16 protein-coding genes are annotated in these 16,164 nt (G+C 49.8%); 6 read left to right on the top strand and 10 right to left on the bottom strand.

From position 1 onward, the window contains the following. Positions 1-7: 7 nt before the first annotated feature. From AC5SLM_RS03175 to AC5SLM_RS03135, 9 genes are read right to left on the bottom strand one after another with little or no spacing between them, the layout of a single operon-like run. Complete coding sequence (locus AC5SLM_RS03175; protein WP_495249490.1) at positions 8-1,597, bottom strand: complex I subunit 5 family protein; 1,590 nt, start codon at positions 1,595-1,597, stop codon at positions 8-10. Next, the gene (locus AC5SLM_RS03170; RefSeq protein WP_495249489.1) at positions 1,594-3,087 is read right to left on the bottom strand and encodes a complex I subunit 5 family protein; all 1,494 of its coding nucleotides are present in this window, start codon (positions 3,085-3,087) and stop codon (positions 1,594-1,596) included. Before AC5SLM_RS03170 ends, AC5SLM_RS03175 begins: the two co-directional genes overlap by 4 nt. Continuing rightward, positions 3,080-4,474: a complex I subunit 5 family protein gene (locus tag AC5SLM_RS03165; RefSeq protein ID WP_495249488.1), complete on the bottom strand. Its 1,395-nt coding sequence runs from the start codon at positions 4,472-4,474 to the stop codon at positions 3,080-3,082. The genes AC5SLM_RS03170 and AC5SLM_RS03165 overlap by 8 nt, the downstream gene beginning before the upstream one ends. Continuing rightward, positions 4,471-4,737, bottom strand: a complete 267-nt coding sequence (locus tag AC5SLM_RS03160) for an NADH-quinone oxidoreductase subunit K (protein WP_495249487.1) — start codon at positions 4,735-4,737, stop codon at positions 4,471-4,473. Before AC5SLM_RS03160 ends, AC5SLM_RS03165 begins: the two co-directional genes overlap by 4 nt. Continuing rightward, positions 4,731-5,384 (bottom strand): hydrogen gas-evolving membrane-bound hydrogenase subunit E, encoded by a 654-nt coding sequence (gene mbhE, locus AC5SLM_RS03155; RefSeq protein WP_495249486.1) that lies wholly within the window; start codon positions 5,382-5,384, stop codon positions 4,731-4,733. Before mbhE ends, AC5SLM_RS03160 begins: the two co-directional genes overlap by 7 nt. After that, the gene (locus AC5SLM_RS03150) at positions 5,381-5,626 is read right to left on the bottom strand and encodes a Na(+)/H(+) antiporter subunit B (RefSeq protein WP_495249485.1); all 246 of its coding nucleotides are present in this window, start codon (positions 5,624-5,626) and stop codon (positions 5,381-5,383) included. The genes mbhE and AC5SLM_RS03150 overlap by 4 nt, the downstream gene beginning before the upstream one ends. Beyond that, positions 5,616-5,897 (bottom strand): cation:proton antiporter, encoded by a 282-nt coding sequence (locus AC5SLM_RS03145; RefSeq protein ID WP_495249484.1) that lies wholly within the window; start codon positions 5,895-5,897, stop codon positions 5,616-5,618. Before AC5SLM_RS03145 ends, AC5SLM_RS03150 begins: the two co-directional genes overlap by 11 nt. Then, positions 5,897-6,145, bottom strand: coding sequence for an MrpF/PhaF family protein (locus tag AC5SLM_RS03140; RefSeq protein ID WP_495249483.1), 249 nt, complete (start codon positions 6,143-6,145; stop codon positions 5,897-5,899). Before AC5SLM_RS03140 ends, AC5SLM_RS03145 begins: the two co-directional genes overlap by 1 nt. After that, entirely contained in the window at positions 6,145-6,633 is a 489-nt protein-coding gene (locus AC5SLM_RS03135) for a Na+/H+ antiporter subunit E (RefSeq protein ID WP_495249482.1), read from the bottom strand. The genes AC5SLM_RS03140 and AC5SLM_RS03135 overlap by 1 nt, the downstream gene beginning before the upstream one ends. A gap of 119 nt (positions 6,634-6,752) precedes the next feature. Here AC5SLM_RS03135 and AC5SLM_RS03130 point away from each other — a divergent pair, with 119 nt between their 5' ends. The 6 genes from AC5SLM_RS03130 (at position 6,753) to AC5SLM_RS03105 (ending at position 15,477) form a co-directional block, all read left to right on the top strand. Next, positions 6,753-7,373 (top strand): TetR/AcrR family transcriptional regulator, encoded by a 621-nt coding sequence (locus tag AC5SLM_RS03130; RefSeq protein WP_495249481.1) that lies wholly within the window; start codon positions 6,753-6,755, stop codon positions 7,371-7,373. An 80-nt stretch (positions 7,374-7,453) separates the two neighbouring features. Then, positions 7,454-8,548 (top strand): efflux RND transporter periplasmic adaptor subunit, encoded by a 1,095-nt coding sequence (locus AC5SLM_RS03125; RefSeq protein WP_495249480.1) that lies wholly within the window; start codon positions 7,454-7,456, stop codon positions 8,546-8,548. Positions 8,549-8,557: 9 nt separating this feature from the next. Next, on the top strand, positions 8,558-11,692 hold the full coding sequence (locus AC5SLM_RS03120; RefSeq protein WP_495249479.1) for an efflux RND transporter permease subunit: 3,135 nt from the start codon (positions 8,558-8,560) through the stop codon (positions 11,690-11,692). Then, positions 11,679-13,070 carry an efflux transporter outer membrane subunit gene (locus AC5SLM_RS03115; protein WP_495249478.1) on the top strand — a complete coding sequence of 464 codons (1,392 nt, stop codon included), beginning with the start codon at positions 11,679-11,681 and terminating at the stop codon, positions 13,068-13,070. Before AC5SLM_RS03120 ends, AC5SLM_RS03115 begins: the two co-directional genes overlap by 14 nt. A 53-nt stretch (positions 13,071-13,123) precedes the next feature. Then, positions 13,124-14,617, top strand: a complete 1,494-nt coding sequence (locus AC5SLM_RS03110; RefSeq protein WP_495249477.1) for a SulP family inorganic anion transporter — start codon at positions 13,124-13,126, stop codon at positions 14,615-14,617. Next, a complete protein-coding gene (locus AC5SLM_RS03105; protein ID WP_495249476.1) occupies positions 14,617-15,477 on the top strand; it encodes a universal stress protein in 861 nt (286 codons plus the stop codon). Before AC5SLM_RS03110 ends, AC5SLM_RS03105 begins: the two co-directional genes overlap by 1 nt. On the opposite strand, the gene ribA is transcribed toward AC5SLM_RS03105, so the two are convergent. After that, complete coding sequence (ribA, locus tag AC5SLM_RS03100) at positions 15,474-16,037, bottom strand: GTP cyclohydrolase II (RefSeq protein WP_495249475.1); 564 nt, start codon at positions 16,035-16,037, stop codon at positions 15,474-15,476. The genes AC5SLM_RS03105 and ribA overlap by 4 nt on opposite strands. Positions 16,038-16,164: the final 127 nt, after the last annotated feature.

Here is a 16,164-nt window from a genome sequence, read left to right as displayed (position 1 = left end):
TAAGGGCTTACATGTAAAGCAATAACCCAATAGCGCCGCACGCAAGCCCTACCCACACGGTGGCGCTATTGTTCCACTGGCTAAACCATACTTCAAGCCCAAGGGCCTTGTTTTTAGTCCCTTCTAGGTTGAGGCGCAAGGGCGAGGTGAGGGTTTTATGCCAGTAGGGGCAGGTGGTGAAGGAGGGAAGAAGGTGCAACACGTCCCCTTTGGGAATAGCAGGGTAGGCGACGCGTTCGCGCCCGTAAAATAGTAAAACCCCTAAACCAAGGGGCACCATATCCCCAAGGTGCAAGCCGCTAAACCCATAGCCTGCAACCATGAAACTTGCCACCACGCAAGCTCCAACAGCGATGTTTGGTTGGGTGGTTTTTTCATGCTTCAAACGCCCAAGGGTGACAAAAAAATGCACCACCAAGGCAGTACTAAAGGCCGCGCCCGTGAATAACACCCAGCCAAAAGCATCGCTTAGCCAAAAGCCTTCGAGTGACATCTTAATCGCCCCCTTGGCAACCGCCCCACTGCTTAGGGGTGCACCACACAACGAAAGTCCCAAAACAACCCCAAGTCCAAGGTTGATTTTTCCCACATAATGGTGCAAGGCAATCCCTGCCACAAAGAAAAGCCCCGCTTTGACAAAGGCATGGTGCAAGGCGTAAAGCACCACCGCGTGTTGAAGGGGTTCCCACACCAAAGGCGTTGCCAGTCCGATGCCCACAACCGCAGCCACCAGTCCCATTTGTGAAACACTCGAATAAGCCAAGATGGGTTTGAGTTCCTTTTGCGCTAAGCCTACAAGAACGCCACCAAACATCCCGCACATGCCCAACCCTGCGAGCCCAAACCCAAGCCACAGGTGCGCTTCTTGCCCCAAGGGCAAAAACCGTATCCACCCCAACAAGCCCGCCTTTAGCATCACCCCAGAAAGCACCGCACTTGCGGGAGCAGGAGCGATGGAATGGGCGAGAGGAAGCCATACATGTAAGCCAAAAACACCCACCTTGACCCCAAAGCCTGCAAGCAAGAAAAAAAGACCCAAGGGTGGAAGTTGGCGCATAAAAAGGGCGTCAAAGGCGTGGTCTCCCAGCGCATGAAAGGTGATGAGCATTCCTAGGAGTAAGGCCACTTCACCTAAGAGTGCCATGACCAAGTACACCTTGCCTGCTCTCAACGCTTCAAGGGTATGTTTGGCGATGATGAGCGGGTAGGCACTAAAGCTCATGAGGGCAAAAAAGAGGTAGAAACTCACCCCATCTGCGGCCAAGCACAGGCCAAGATTGCCACCCATGCTCAAAAGCCAAAAGAACCAAAACCCCCATGAGTAGGAGGATTTTAGCGCGAATAATCCGGCTAAAAACCACACTGAGCTACTTAGCAGTAAAAACACCCACGCCGTATCATCAAGCCGCAACAAGGTTCCAAAAAGCACGCTAGGAAGCCACAAACTGGTGAACCGCTCACAGGCAACTAAGACGAGCATTCCTGAGAGAGGCGCGGCAAAGGCGAGGCGGATACCAAGGGCGCGGGTGCGAGGCAGGGCTACCAAAAGCGCGTTGCACAAAGGCCAAAGTATGGGTAAAAGCAAGAGCGTGTTCATTGGTACTCGATGGTGGTGATGTGTTTGACCCACGAAAGGGCACTAAGGTCGTGGGCGGCAAAAAGCCCAAGCCCCACTACCAATACGGCTGTAATCAGGGGCGGTATGAGTAACAAAAGCCGTGTTTCTGCCCGCGGGTTAAAAGCGATGTGCGGGGTAAAGACTTCTGTGGGTTTAGCAAACCACAGCGTATAAATGATGGGCAAAAAATAGGCCGCGTTAAGCAAGGAAGAAAGTACAAGCACACCCAAGACCCAGCCAAACCCCGCCTCTAACGCCCCCAGGCCCAAGTACCATTTGCTCACAAACCCCGCCAATGGAGGAAGCCCAATCATCCCAAGGGCCGCTATACTAAAGGCGAGGGCGCTTAAGGGCATCCGTCGCCCAAGACCACCTAGTTGGCTGACCTTTTTGAGGTTGTAGGTTTCGGCAAAATTGCCCGCGCAAAAAAAGAGGGTGATTTTCATGATGCCTTGATTGACCAAGTGCACCAAGCCTCCAATGGTTCCCAAGGGCCCAAACAGTGAAACGCCTAGCAAGATATAGGACACTTGGCTCACGGTCGAATAGGCTAAGCGTTTTTTCAAATCATCTTGAAACAAGGCCATGATACTTCCAAAAAGGATGGTGGCGCAAGAGAGTACCATGAGCGGTGTGAGCAAATGCAAGGCGTAAGCAAGGGTGATGCCATACACATCGTACACCAAGCGTACTATCCCAAAGGCTCCCGCTTTTACCACCGCCACCGCGTGCAAAAGGGCAGAAACGGGTGCGGGTGCCACCATGGCCCGAGGCAACCACCCGTGCAAACCCACCAATGCGGCCTTAACCCCAAAAGCAGTCATGAAAAGGAAAAAGAGTACATAAAGTTCAAGGGTGTGGCTTTGTTCAAAGGCGTCAAGGTAGCCACCATAGGTAAAATCCATAGGGCCGGTGATGGCCTGTAGCCATACGGTTGCCACAAGGAGTAAAACGCCCCCGCCTACGGTGTAAAGCAGATAAACCTTCCCCGCTTTGATGGAATCTTCACTTTGGCGGTGGATTACCAACGGGTAGGTTGTTAGGGTGAGCAGTTCGTAAAAGATAAAAAAGGTGAACAAGTTGCCCGCCATAGCAATGCCCACCGAACTCATGACACACAAGCTAAAAAACCCAAAAAAGCGGCTACGGTTGGGCGCATTTTCAAGGTAACCAATGGCATACACGGTGGTGAGTAACCACAAAAGAGCCGAGAGGGAACCAAAAAGGAGGGAGAGGGCATCGGCATTTAAAACAAAGGAAACGCCCTGTACCAAAGGGGCTTCGAAGCGAAACACTTCGCCCACAAGCACCCCTTGAATCATAACACCCACAAGGAGCAGCTTTAAAAGTGCGCCACCAAGGTTTAAGACGGTGCGGGTTTTGTACGCTTCTTCGTTGAGTAAAAAAATGGTTACGCCAACGCCCAAGGAGACAAAAACCAAGAGGAGGGGCAAGTAGGTATTAACCATGGGCGTATTCCAGTAAATGGGAAGTGAAAAACCCCAGCACCAAAGCACTCAAAGAAAGAGCGAGGGCAGGGAGGCTTAGCGCTAGGGGTGGGGTTTTGGGTAAAACAGCGTGCTCGGGTTTAGTAAAAAAGACAGACATCACCCGAAACATGTATGCCGCGCTTAAGATGCTCCCCACGATAAATACCCCCGCGACGATGAATTCTTGGTGCCTAAAGGCGCTCAAAAGTAAAAGCCACTTTCCAAAAAAGCCTAAAGAAGGGGGCAATCCCATGATGCTCACCGCCGCAATCCCAAAACTAAAAACACTCAACGGCGCGTACGTACTTGCACCTTGCAAGGCGACCAAGTCGTCTTTTTTGTGCACATACACCAAAGTACCCGCGGCCAAAAACATCCCCGCTTTGGCTAAACCGTGGGCGAGGGCAAGGAGAAGAATCCCCTCGCGCGGGATAAGTGAATCGTCAAATTTGACCAATCCAAAGACCAAAAACAAATACCCCACCTGTGCTAGGGTAGAGTAGGCGATGATGCGTTTGAGTTTGGTTTGAAGCAAGGCCAACACCGAAGCGTACAGCACACCAACCCCACCCAAAATCCCCAGGGCGTGGCCAAGCACGTCATTGCCAAGACCCCCATCAAACCACAAGCGGTAGAGTAAGAAAAAAGAACCCTTGATGACAAGACCTGAGAGCAAGGCAGAGACTGGAGAGGTAGCATTAGCGTGGGCTTTGGGAAGCCAAAAATGCAAAGGAAACAAGGCGGTTTTAAGCATAAGCCCTACCACCATAAACCCAAAGGCAATGTGCGAGGTGGGGCTAGAAGCGGCGACTTCGCTAAGCAAACGCAAAGAGAGCACCCCGTATTCTCCATACAAAAGGGCCACGCCCAAAAGGTAGGCGCCAGAGCCCAAAAGGGTGGCAAAAAGGTAGGTCAACGAGGCACTTAAGGCTTCTTTGGTAGGGCGAAGCGCACTCAGGCCAATGGCGCTAAGGCCGACAATCTCCAAGGCCACATAGAGGTTAAACACATCATCACTCACAAACAAAAGGGTTAAACCTAAGCTTAGAAAAAAAGAGAGAACAAAAAACCGCACCCGTTCTTTGTGGTTTTCCTTGTACGCCGTGTTTGCGTAAATCCCAACTCCCAGTAAAACAAGGCTAGAGAGCAAACAAAACAAGAGCGAAAGGGGCGTGAGCCACAGTTCAATGCCTAAGGGCGCCCCCCACTCTCCTAGGGCGATGGAGTGAGGCAGTGGGGTAAAAAAAGCAACATACCCCACAAGGAGGACTTGGAGGCTTAGCCCCATGATTGCAAGTACATTGGCGCGTTTGTGCCATACAAAAACCAACAAGGCAAAGCACAAAGGCAACACCACCAGACTCATTCGTTTTCCTTCGCGTGATGGGCCCGCACAAGGGCTAAGCCTAGGGCGGTAGCGCCAAGGGCGACCACGATGCCTGTTAAAACCATGGCACTTGCTACAGGGTCGCTTCCTCCACCGCTTAGGGTGATGAGCAGTAAAAAGATACCGCTAAAAAAAAGGTTTAAAGAGAGGATTTTTTTAACAGGTTCTTCTTGAAACAAGGTGCCCGCTAGCCCGAGGCAAACGAGAAAAACCCCACACAGTGCATAAAAAAGCACTACCATCGCTTGCTCCTACTAGGCTCATTGCCCACAAAAAAGCCCGCTAAAAGAATTCCAAGTGTGAAGGTTAAGAAAAATTCTATCGCCAAGATAACGCCTCCTGCAAGAGCGCCTCTATAGGTAAAAAATGCCCCCCAACTCATCGAGACCATGCCTGCGAAAAGAAAAAAGGCAAGCCCAAAAACAGCCCCCACGCGCACGTAAAAAGGGGAGGCTTTTTGGGCGAGTTTGTAGCCACTGAGGCGGTAGAAGATGATGAGAGTGGCAAGTAAGGTGGCCGCTTGAAACGCTCCACCCGAATCCACCCCGCCGATGAGCCACAAGTACGTCATTCCCACTAAAAAAAAGGGCGTGAGGGCGCGCACCAAAAACTTTGGCATCCCGCCTGGCCTAAAAAAGATAGCGTGCTTAGCGGTGGGAGCAAGGCCCAAAAAGGCTAAAAAAGCCACCAGTAACACGGTGACTTCCAGCAGGGTATCAAAGGCACGAAAGTTTAAAAGCACGGCCGTGACAGGGTGGGAAACCCCGCTTACATGTAAGGCTTCTTGCACGTAAGTGGGCCTTACATGTAAGGTATCTTGTAATGTCCAAAGGGCAAACCCTAGGGCACTCCCAAGGAGGAGTAAAAAAACTAAGGCGATGGCTCTCATCGGGAGTCTTTGGGCTTGTGGCGCAGGTGGGCGAGGGCATCAAGGAGCAACGCCCCGCTAATCCCAGACCCAATCGCTGCTTCTGCTAAGGCCACATCAAAGGCACCTAGGCGACCCCAGATGAGAGAGAGGATGATGCCAAAAAGGATGAAAAGCAAAATCGCATTGAAGGTGTCGTGTATGAGCACAAGGCGCAACGCACACGAAAGCAAGGCAAGCCCTAAAAGCACATCAATCAGCATCAACCACCTCCTCTTTGCGCTTGGAACTGGCGATGATGTACGCTAGCGAAGCACTTGAAATGAGGGTGAGTACCCAAATCGCCCCGATCTTAAGGGCAAGGCTTAGGGTGGGTGCATCAAGCATGAGGCCTAGGGCAATGCATCCTAAGCCCATGTTATCAACCTTGGCAAGGGCGTGAAGCTTAGAGTAAAGGTCAGGAAAGCGGATGAGCCCGATTGTCCCGATGGTGATAAAAAGGGTTCCAAGCCCTACTAGTACCACAGAAAGCATCAGTGTGCTCTCCACGTGCGTTTTGAAAACACGACACCAGCGACGGCGGAAAGCAAGGCAAAGATGAGGCCAATATCTAAAAATGCACTCTCTTGGCCCAGGGCATAAAGCATCAAAAGAATACAAATGCCCGTTGTGGTGAGCAATAAAGAGGTGAGTAACTTGTCTCCCTCGCTAGAAGCGCGCAACACAAACCAAAAGGCAACGATGATGTTTGCCAACAAGATAAGCACCACGGCAAAGTACATTAAAACGCCTTGTGTACAGGGTAAAAAAGGGCTTCGAGCTTGTGATGCGTGCGTGCAATCAAGGCTTCATCAAACAAAGAGCGGTCTACAATGTGCAAGGTTAAAGACTTGGGGCGAATCTCGACACTGAGCGTGCCTGGCATGAGGCTAAAGATATTTGCAGTGATGGCATTGGTGGCGGGATTTCCATGCAAAGGCAGGGTGTGGTAATGGGGCGAAAGAGCAATATGGCGCTTTAGCGCAAGTTTGGCCACCCCAAGGGCTCCCACAAAAGAGTGGTACAAAAAGAAAGGGATAAAACGCACAACATTTTTCAAGTGGACATGGTGGGTAGCGTTGCGGGAGATGACATGGTAAACAAGGCTCAACCCTAGGGCACTCAGAAGAAGTGACACAAGCCCAAGGCGCCCTTCGCCCAGTGCATACAAGGTGCCTAAAAACAACACAAAACGTACGATAAAGGAAAAGGAAAAAAACACAAGTTGCATGGGAAGCCTTTACATGTAACGCTTAAAGATTGTATCAAATCTACAGTAAAAGCGAACTTTGCTTGCATTTGAAGGGGCGAGTGAGTAAAATAACGGCACGCGGAACAAGGAGAAATATCATGGAAAAATCAGCAAACCTCACCCCCAAGGGGATGGCGCGGTATAAAAAACTTTTAGACGCAGCAGGCGAAGTTTTTTTGGAAGAGGGATTTGAAAAAGCGGGCATGAATCGCATCATTCAGCGCTCAGGCGGTTCTCTTTCAACGGTCTATAAGATTTTTGGCAACAAAGAGGGGCTTTTTGGTGCCATGCTTGAGTATAAAATGGAACTTATTTTTGAAGGCATAGAACAAAAAGTCGCCCAACACGAAGAGGGGCTACAGGGATTTCTCATGGCTGTTGGGGGAGTATTTTTAGACTTAGTGAGCACAGAAGATGCGGTCTTGTTTCACCGGCTTATTATTAGCGAAGGGTACCGCGACAATGCAAAGCTTGGAAAATTGTTTGTAGACCGCGCAGGAGATAAGATTGCCCGCTTGATTGCTTCACGTCTTGATGTCGCCAAAGAACAAGGAAAAATCCACGTCGAAGACACACTGCTTGCAAGCCACCAGTTTCTTCATGCCCTCAAAGACCCCTTTTTATTTCGTCGGGTTTTGGGTATCTCCATTGATGTCTCACCCGAGGCTAAAATACGCGCACTAACCCAGTTGGTAAAGATTTTTTGTACGGGACTTTAGACGGTTGACATATTAAAAACATCGGGGTATAATCGCCGCCATCTTGATGTAATCAAGATTACATAGCAAGGAAATAAATCATGAGAAATAAGATCACACAAGGGATTTGCAGCGCAGCGCTGTTGGTTTTTTTAACAGGGTGTTTAGGGGAAGACGCTACCCAAGCGGCCGCACCTGCTAGACCGGCTCTTGCCGTCAAGACGCTAACCGTTGCGCCTGTAGACGTGCCTTTAAGTTATGAATACCCTGCCAAGGTTCGCAGCATTCAGCAAGTGGACGTGGTGGCAAGGGTGTCAGGTATCCTTGAAGCAAAGCACTTCAAGGAAGGGCAGTTGGTTCAAAAGGGTGATTTGTTGTATGAAATCGACCCTGCAAAATACCAAGCCACGTACAATCAAGCCGTTGCTTCTTTGGGTGTAGAAGAAGCCGCGTTCAAAGCCGCGTTGCGCGACTGGGAACGTACCGATGCACTCTATAGTGCCAATGCTATTAGCCAACAAGCGTACGACAACGCGCTCAAAGCTTACGAAACAGCCAAGGCTTCGGTTGCTGCGGCTAAGGCAACGCGCGATCTTGCTAAGATTGACCTCGAATACACCAAGATTTATGCGCCAAGTTCGGGCATGATAGGCCTTGCTTCCTTGGATGAGGGAAGTTATATTGCCTCTTCAAGTACTCCTCTTGTGACCATCACCCAAATCAATCCCGTTTATGTTGAATTCTCTTTGCCTGATCGCGATTTTTTAAAGCACAAAGAAGAGTTTAAAGAGGCCAGTGTGCGTTTGTTAGTGGGAGGAGAAGTACTGGAAAATGTGGGGGAGATTAGCTTTATAGACGCAAACATTAACCCCCTAACCTCCACAGTGCAAACCCGAGCCCTTTTTAAAAATGCGGACAATGCCCTAATGCCAGGCCTGTTTGCGCGCATTCGTCTGGAAGGATTGGTGGCGCAAAATGGCATCACGATTCCTCAAAGTGCGTTGATGCAAGATGCGGGTGGTTCCTATGTGTACGTGCACCAAGAGGGCAAGGTTCAAAAAGTCTCTGTGGTGATTGAACAACCCCGCGAGGGCATGTTTATCATCCAATCAGGCCTCAACGGTGGCGAAGAATTGATTTTGAATAACCTTACCAAGCTTCGGCCCAACGCCCCTGTGCGTGTTGAAAATCCATAAGGGTCTGGTATGTTTTCTAAATTTTTTATTAACCGACCTATCTTTGCCACGGTTCTTTCGATTATTGTGGTTATTGCAGGGTTGATGTCTATGCGTATTTTACCGGTGGAGGAGTACCCTGAGGTAGTTCCCCCGCAAGTGAGCGTGAGTGCAACCTACTCGGGTGCTAACGCCGAAACCATTGCCAAAACCGTAGCGGCACAACTTGAGCAAGAGATTAACGGGGTAGAGGACATGATTTACATGACTTCTACTGCTTCTTCAAGCGGACAAATGAGCCTTAATGTCTATTTTGAGATTGGCATCGACGCCGACCAAGCGACCATTAACGTCAATAACCGCGTTCAAGCAGCCCTCTCTTCCTTGCCCTCCGAGGTACAAAACCTTGGGGTTACCGTGCGCAAACGTTCTTCAACCATTTTAAAGGTTGTTGCTATTTTGGCAGAAGATGAAGCTTTTGATACCGTCACCATGGCGAATTACGCGTTGGTGAACGTTATTGATGAGCTTAAGCGCGTTAAGGGCGTGGGGGATGCTTCCTTTTTTGGTACGCAGGATTATTCCATGCGTATTTGGATGCAACCTGACAAACTCTCCCAATTTGACCTCACTCCCTCAGATGTGATTGCGGCTATCAGGGAGCAAAACGACCAATATGCCGCAGGTAGGTTTAACCAATCCCCTCTTGCGGGCAAAGAAGCCTTTACCTACACCATTTCAACACAAGGGCGTTTTGATGACCCCGCAGGGTTTGGTAGCATTATTATTCGCACCAACAGCGATGGTTCATCGTTGCTCCTTCGTGATATTGCCCGTATTGAACTTGGGCCAGAGTCTTATGATGTAAGTTCTACGCTCAATGGACAGCCTATGGTGCCTATTGGCCTTTACTTGCAATCGGGTGCGAATGCCCTTGAAACGGCCAAACTTGTGGACGCGGCCATGGAGAGAATTTCCCAAAATTTCCCTGACCAAATGACGTACGTGGTGCCTTATGACACCACAAAGTTTGTGGAGATTTCGGTTCAAGAGGTCATTATGACCTTCTTGGAAGCCTTGGCGTTGGTGGTTGCTATTGTCTACCTCTTTTTGGGCAATATTCGTGCGACGATTATTCCTGTTTTAGCCATTCCTGTTTCGATTATCGGGGCTTTTGCAGGCATGTATATGCTCGGATTTTCCATCAACTTGCTCACCCTTTTTGGACTCGTACTTGCCATTGGGATTGTTGTGGACGATGCGATTATCGTCATTGAAAATGTGGAGCGGATTTTACATACCCATCCAGAGATTAGCGTTAAAGATGCTACCATCCAAGCGATGCAAGAAATCACAGGGCCGTTGGTTGCCATTGTTTTGGTGCTTAGTGCCGTGTTTACACCTGTTGCCTTTATGGGTGGGTTTACGGGGCAGATGTACCAACAGTTTGCCGTGACCATTGTTATCTCGGTTATTATTTCAGGTATGGTGGCATTGACTCTTACCCCTGCGTTGTGTGCTATCTTTTTGAAGCGAGACCAACCTAAACCTTTTTGGTTTGTCCGAAAGTTTAATGAATTTTTTAATCTCTCTACCCGTTGGTTTACGGGCGGTGTAGGTTGGGTAATCCGCCATGGTCTTATCAGCCTTGTGATTATTGCCGCACTGATGGGAACGATGTACCACCTTTTTACAAAGGTGCCCACAGGACTTGTACCCATGGAAGATAAGGGCTTTTTGTTGGCCATTACCGCCTTGTCGCCCGCTTCGGCCCTAAACCGCACAGAAGCCGTGCGCGATGAGATTTCTAACATAGCTGCGGGTAACGAGAGCATTCAATACGCCATCTCGATTGCCGGGTTTGATATTTTAAGTGGCACCGCCAAAACCAGTGCGGCAACAACGTTTATTAGCCTTAAAGATTGGTCAGAACGTCCCTTGGCCCATCAATCCTCAAGTGCGGTTAGTGGTCAGCTCAACAAAGAGATGAGTCAGATTCCTGATGCTATCAACTTTGCGCTTAGCCCTCCGCCTATCAACGGATTGAGCCTTGGTGGCGGGTTTGAGATGTATATCCAAGACCGCACGGGTGCGTCGCTAAAAGCATTGAGCGATATCGCACAAGAGGTTGCCGCCAAAGCGAACCAGCGCCCAGAGTTGCAACAAGTGCGCACAACCCTTGACGTTTCGGTGCCCCAATACCACATCGACCTTGACCGCCAAAAAGCCAAAGCCCTTGGGGTGAGCATCAGTGATGTTTATGCGGCATTGCAAGCGACCTTTGGAGCCTATTATGTGAACGATTTTAACCTTTTTGGACGCACCTATAAAGTCAACCTTCAATCTGAGTCTTCGTACCGTGAGAGCCCAGAAGATTTGTCCAATGTCTTTGTGCGCTCTTCGGCGAGTGAACTGATTCCTCTTAGTGCGCTTGTGCGTTATGAGCGTATTATTGGTCCAGACGTGGTGGAGCGCTTTAACGCTTTCCCTGCGGCGAAGATGATGGGTGACCCTGCTCCTGGCTATACCTCAGGGGATGCCTTGCGCGTCATCGAAGAAGTGGCCAAAGAAGTGCTTCCTGCGGGTTATACGATAGGATGGATTGGGACATCGTACCAAGAAAAAGAGATGGAGGGCACAGGTTCCCTCGCCTTTTTATTTGGCGGTGTGTTTATCTTTTTAATCTTGGCGGCCCAGTATGAGCGTTGGCTCATGCCTTTAGCGGTAGTCAGTTCCGTGCCCTTTGCGGTTCTTGGGGCCATCGCGGCAGTGTATATTCGCGGTTTGGATAACGACATTTACTTCCAGATTGGTTTGTTGGTGCTCATGGGGCTTTCGGCTAAAAATGCTATCTTGATTGTGGAATTTGCCATGCAGTCCCAAGAAAAAGGTAAAAGCATTTACGAGGCAACCTTGGAAGCGGCAAAACTGCGCTTTAGACCTATTGTCATGACTTCGTTAGCCTTTACTATTGGGGTTGTGCCTTTGGCTATTAGTTCGGGTGCAGGTGCGGCAAGCCGCCATGCGATTGGAACGGGGGTGATTGGTGGGATGATTTTAGCAACCACGGTAGCCCTTTTCTTTATCCCACTTTTTTACAGTTGGCTAGCTACTCTTAACCAACGCTTTACAACATCAAAAGGAAAAAGCCATGACAACGCGTAGTCTGCTGTGGGGGGCATTAACGCTTGTGTTTTTAAGCGGATGTGCCTCATTGAGTGAGCCTGTTCCTTCCCATGTTGCCATCCCCTCAGGCACGCAAGGTAACGTGGAAACCCAATGGTGGAAAGCTTATGGCAATGAAGAGCTCAATGCCCTCGTGGAACAAGCTCTTGTGTACAACCAAGACTTGCAAACGGCCGCAGCCAATGTGGCCCTTGCCAGTGCGCAAGTGAGTGCGGCGGAAGCGGAGCGTTACCCAAGTTTAAATGCCAATGCTTCGGCAGCACGCCAACAAACCAGCGGCCAAACGGCGGCCAAAACACCTCAAACGCGGGCCAATGCCTATGCCCTCAGTGCGGTGCTAAGTTATGAACTAGACCTTTGGGGAAAACTTAAAATGGCCAACCGTTCTGCGGCCCAATCTTTGCTCTCTTCTAAGGCGAGTCAAGATGCGGTGCGCTTGGGGTTGATAGCCTCGGTGGTGGACAGTTATTTTGGAGCGGTCGCGCTAAACGAGCAACGTCAAATTGCTAAAAAAGCGCTGATGCTTCGCCAAGAAACCCTAGAAATCATGCAAAAAAAAGCAAGCTACGGGATTGCTTCAGAGTATGAAGTGTTGTCCAATGAAGCGTTGGTTACCCAAGCCAAATCCACACTACAGAGTATTGAGAGCGACCTTATTCGCCAAAAAAGCGCCTTACATGTACTCCTAGGAACCGCCCCAACGCGCCTGTTTGAAGAGCGTTTTGAGGTGGCGGAGACACGGCTTCCTGAGGCGATTGTTGTGCCTGAGGGATTGCCCTCTTCGTTGCTAGAACAGCGCCCAGATATTCAAGCGGCTCTTTACGCGCTTAAGGCGTCTAATGCGGACATTCACGTAGCCAAAGCCGCTTATTTTCCTTCCATCAGCCTCTCGGGTGCTTTGGGGTACGAGAGTGCGGCCCTTGGCAACTTGGTGCGCTCTTCTGCGAACACATGGAGCCTTGGGGGTTCCTTGGTCGCGCCCTTGTTTGATTTTGGTCGAATAGACGCGCAAGTGCGCCAAAGCGAAGCACTCCAAGAGATTGCCCGCATTGGGTACGAGCAAAGTGTGTACAAAGCCTTTAGTGAAGTGCATGAAGCCCTTAGCGTGCGCCAAAGCCTTGCCGCGTCTAAGACACATTTTCAAACCCAAGAGCACATTCAAGAGCGCTTAATGGCCCTTTCTACCTTGCGTTATGAAAGGGGTGTGGAAGATTACCTTAGTGTGTTAGATGCGACCCGTACCCTTTTGGACGTACAGCTAAGTGTCGTGCAAGCGCAACAAGCGGTGCTAAGCGGTGACATTTCCCTTATCAAAGCCCTAGGCGGCGGATGGAAACTAGAAGAAACCTTAAATTAAGCAATAATTAAGTATCATCACCCCTTTTTTTTTCTTACATGTAAAGGGGAGTTATGCTGTTTTTATCTACAAAAAAAGAGTGGCTAGGGAATATCAAAGGGGACACATTAGCGGGCCTGGTGGTGGCCCTTGCGCTTATTCCCGAAGCCATTGCTTTTTCGATTATCGCGGGGGTTGATCCTAAAATTGGCCTGTACGCTTCCTTTTGTATCGCTGTGGTAACGGCCATTGCGGGCGGACGTCCGGGGATGATTTCTGCGGCTACAGGCGCGATGGCCTTGTTGATGGTGACCTTGGTGCGCGATTATGGCCTTGAATATCTCTTGGCGGCCACGGTGCTCACGGGTGTGTTGCAACTAGTAGCGGGCTATTTTAAACTGGGCCAACTCATGAGCTTTGTGCCCCGTGCCGTGGTCATTGGCTTTGTCAATGCCTTGGCGATTCTCATCTTCCTCGCCCAACTTCCCGAACTAACCAACGTCACGTGGCACGTGTACGCGCTCACCCTTGCGGGCCTTGGCATCATTTACCTCTTTCCTTACGTGCCAACAATCGGCAAGCTTATTCCTTCGCCTTTAGTGACCATCCTTGTGTTAAGTGGCGTGGTGATTGTCCTTGGGCTTGATGTGCGTACCGTGGGCGACATGGGTGCGTTGCCTGACACCTTGCCAGTGTTTTTGATTCCCCAGATTCCTTTGAACGGTGAAACCTTGGCTATCATCTTTCCTTATGCCCTCTCCCTTGCAGTGGTGGGCTTGTTAGAATCCCTCATGACTGCGACCATTGTGGATGATTTGACCGATACCAAGAGCGACAAAAACCGCGAATGCAAAGCCCAAGGCCTTGCTAACGTGGCCACAGGTTTTATGGGCGGCATGGCAGGGTGTGCGATGATTGGACAGTCGGTTATCAATGTCAAATCAGGCGGACGCGGACGGCTTTCGACCTTTTTGGCAGGCGTATTTTTGCTCATCATGGTGGTCTTTTTAAGCGAGTATGTTTCGCTCATTCCTATGGCGGCGTTAGTGGCGGTGATGATTATGGTCTCCATTGGTACCTTTGATTGGGGGTCTATTAAACAGCTTAAAACCCTCCCTGTTTCTACCTCTATCGTCATGGTTTCAACGGTGGTTGTGGTGGTGTGGACACATAACCTTGCCTATGGGGTGTTGGTGGGTGTTTTGTTGGCCGCGCTCTTTTTTGCCAACAAAATCAGCCATTTTATGTACGTGGAGCAGGCTTTTGATGCGGAGACCAACACCCGCACGTACACGGTGGTGGGCCAAGTCTTTTTTAATTCTGCGGATAAATTTTATGCCACCTTTGATTTTAAAGAAGTGGTCGACACGGTCATCATCGACCTTTCACGCGCCCATTTTTGGGACATTTCAGCAGTGTATGCGCTTGATAAGGCGGTCATTAAGTTTCGCCGTGAGGGGGCAAGAGTAGAATTGATTGGCCAAAACGATGCCACGCGCACCATCATCGACCGTTTTGGGGTGCACGATAAGCCCGAAGAAATCCAAAAAATCATGGGAGGCCACTAATGCCATTAACGTTTAAACAAACCATTTTAGCCTGCGTGGATGGTTCAACCTACAGCCAAGCCGTGCGGGATTTTGGCGTGCTGTTTGCTAAAACAACCCAAACCCCCTTAACCTTGTTTAACACTATCGAAAACCCAAAAACAGGGGAAAATGCAGACTTATCGGGCAACATCACCCTTGGCGGGCGCGATGAACTTTTGGACGCGCTTGTAGAAGAAGAGCGGGCAAAAAGCAAGGTGCTTATTGACTCAGGAAGAGAAATGCTTGAGCGGCTTAAAGAGGGCATTGAAGAGGGTGTTGAGGTGGCTTTGTTGCAACGCCACGGAAGCCTTTATGAAAACGTCCAAGACCTAGAAGCCCAAACACGGATGCTTATTTTAGGCCTAAGCGGCCAAGACCACGAGGGGCAAGAACGCGTCGTGGGCGAGCAAGTGGAAGAGGTGATTCGCTCTTTACATGTACCCATTTTGCTCGTCAATGCGCCCTTTAAAGAGCCGCGTAAAGTGATGATTGCTTATGATGGCTCACGCAGTGCTAAAAAAGCCCTTGAAACCGTCGCGCAAAACCCGTTGCTCAAAGCCGTAGAACGGCACATTGTGTGCGTGGAAAGCAGTATTAAAAAAGCCCAAGAGACCCTAGAGAGCGCCAAGCCTTTAATGGCGGGTGTCGAAGGGAAGGTGCACTTTGTGGCACTTGAGGGCGAAGCGGTGGAGAGTTTGCTGGGGTATCAGGCCAAAGAAGGCATGGAGCTCATCGCCATGGGCGCCTTTAGTCATAACCGTTTGCGCGATAAATTGTTTGGTAGTTTCACCGCCAAGATAATTGCAAGGGCGGGTGTGTCCTTACTGCTTTTGCGTTAGAGTAAATGGCCCATCTGTTCTTGTTTGACCTTCAAATAGCCCTTGTTGTGGGGGTTGGAGAGGATGATGATGGGCAAGCGCTTGGTGATGGTGATGTTTTTTAGCCCTTGAAGTTTTTTAGGGTTGTTGGTGAGCAGTTGAATGGCTGTGATGTTAAAGTGTTTTAGGATGGTTTCTACCACTTCGTAGGTGCGCTCATCCGCCTCAAAACCCAGTTGGTGGTTGGCTTCTACGGTGTCAAACCCTTTGTCTTGGAGGGCGTAGGCGTTGACCTTGTTCAAAAGGCCGATGTTGCGCCCTTCTTGGCGCAGGTAAATCACCATCCCTCCTTCTTTTTCAATGCGTGCCAACGAGGCTTCAAGTTGGTCGCGGCAATCGCATTTTAAACTCCCAATGGCATCTCCCGTGAGGCATTCGCTGTGAATGCGTACGACGGGCGTATCACTCAACGGCTCTTTAAAAATGACAAGATGTTCCTTGGGGCCTTCCTTGAAGGTTTGGATTTTAAAGGTGCCAAAACGCGAGGGGAGATTGGCGATTTCGGAAATCTCAATATTCATCTTTTATTAACTCCCTGTGTGCTAAACTATAGCTTTTTTTACGGCGATGCACCTTCGTAAAGCCCGAAAGAATAGGGCGCTCTTGGTATTTTGAACGTTCGTTAAAGGGCACATCCAACGTGCAACC

It is taken from the genome of Sulfurospirillum sp. HTRB-L1 (assembly GCF_059415125.1).
This window is presented reverse-complemented; position numbering and strand designations above follow the sequence as displayed.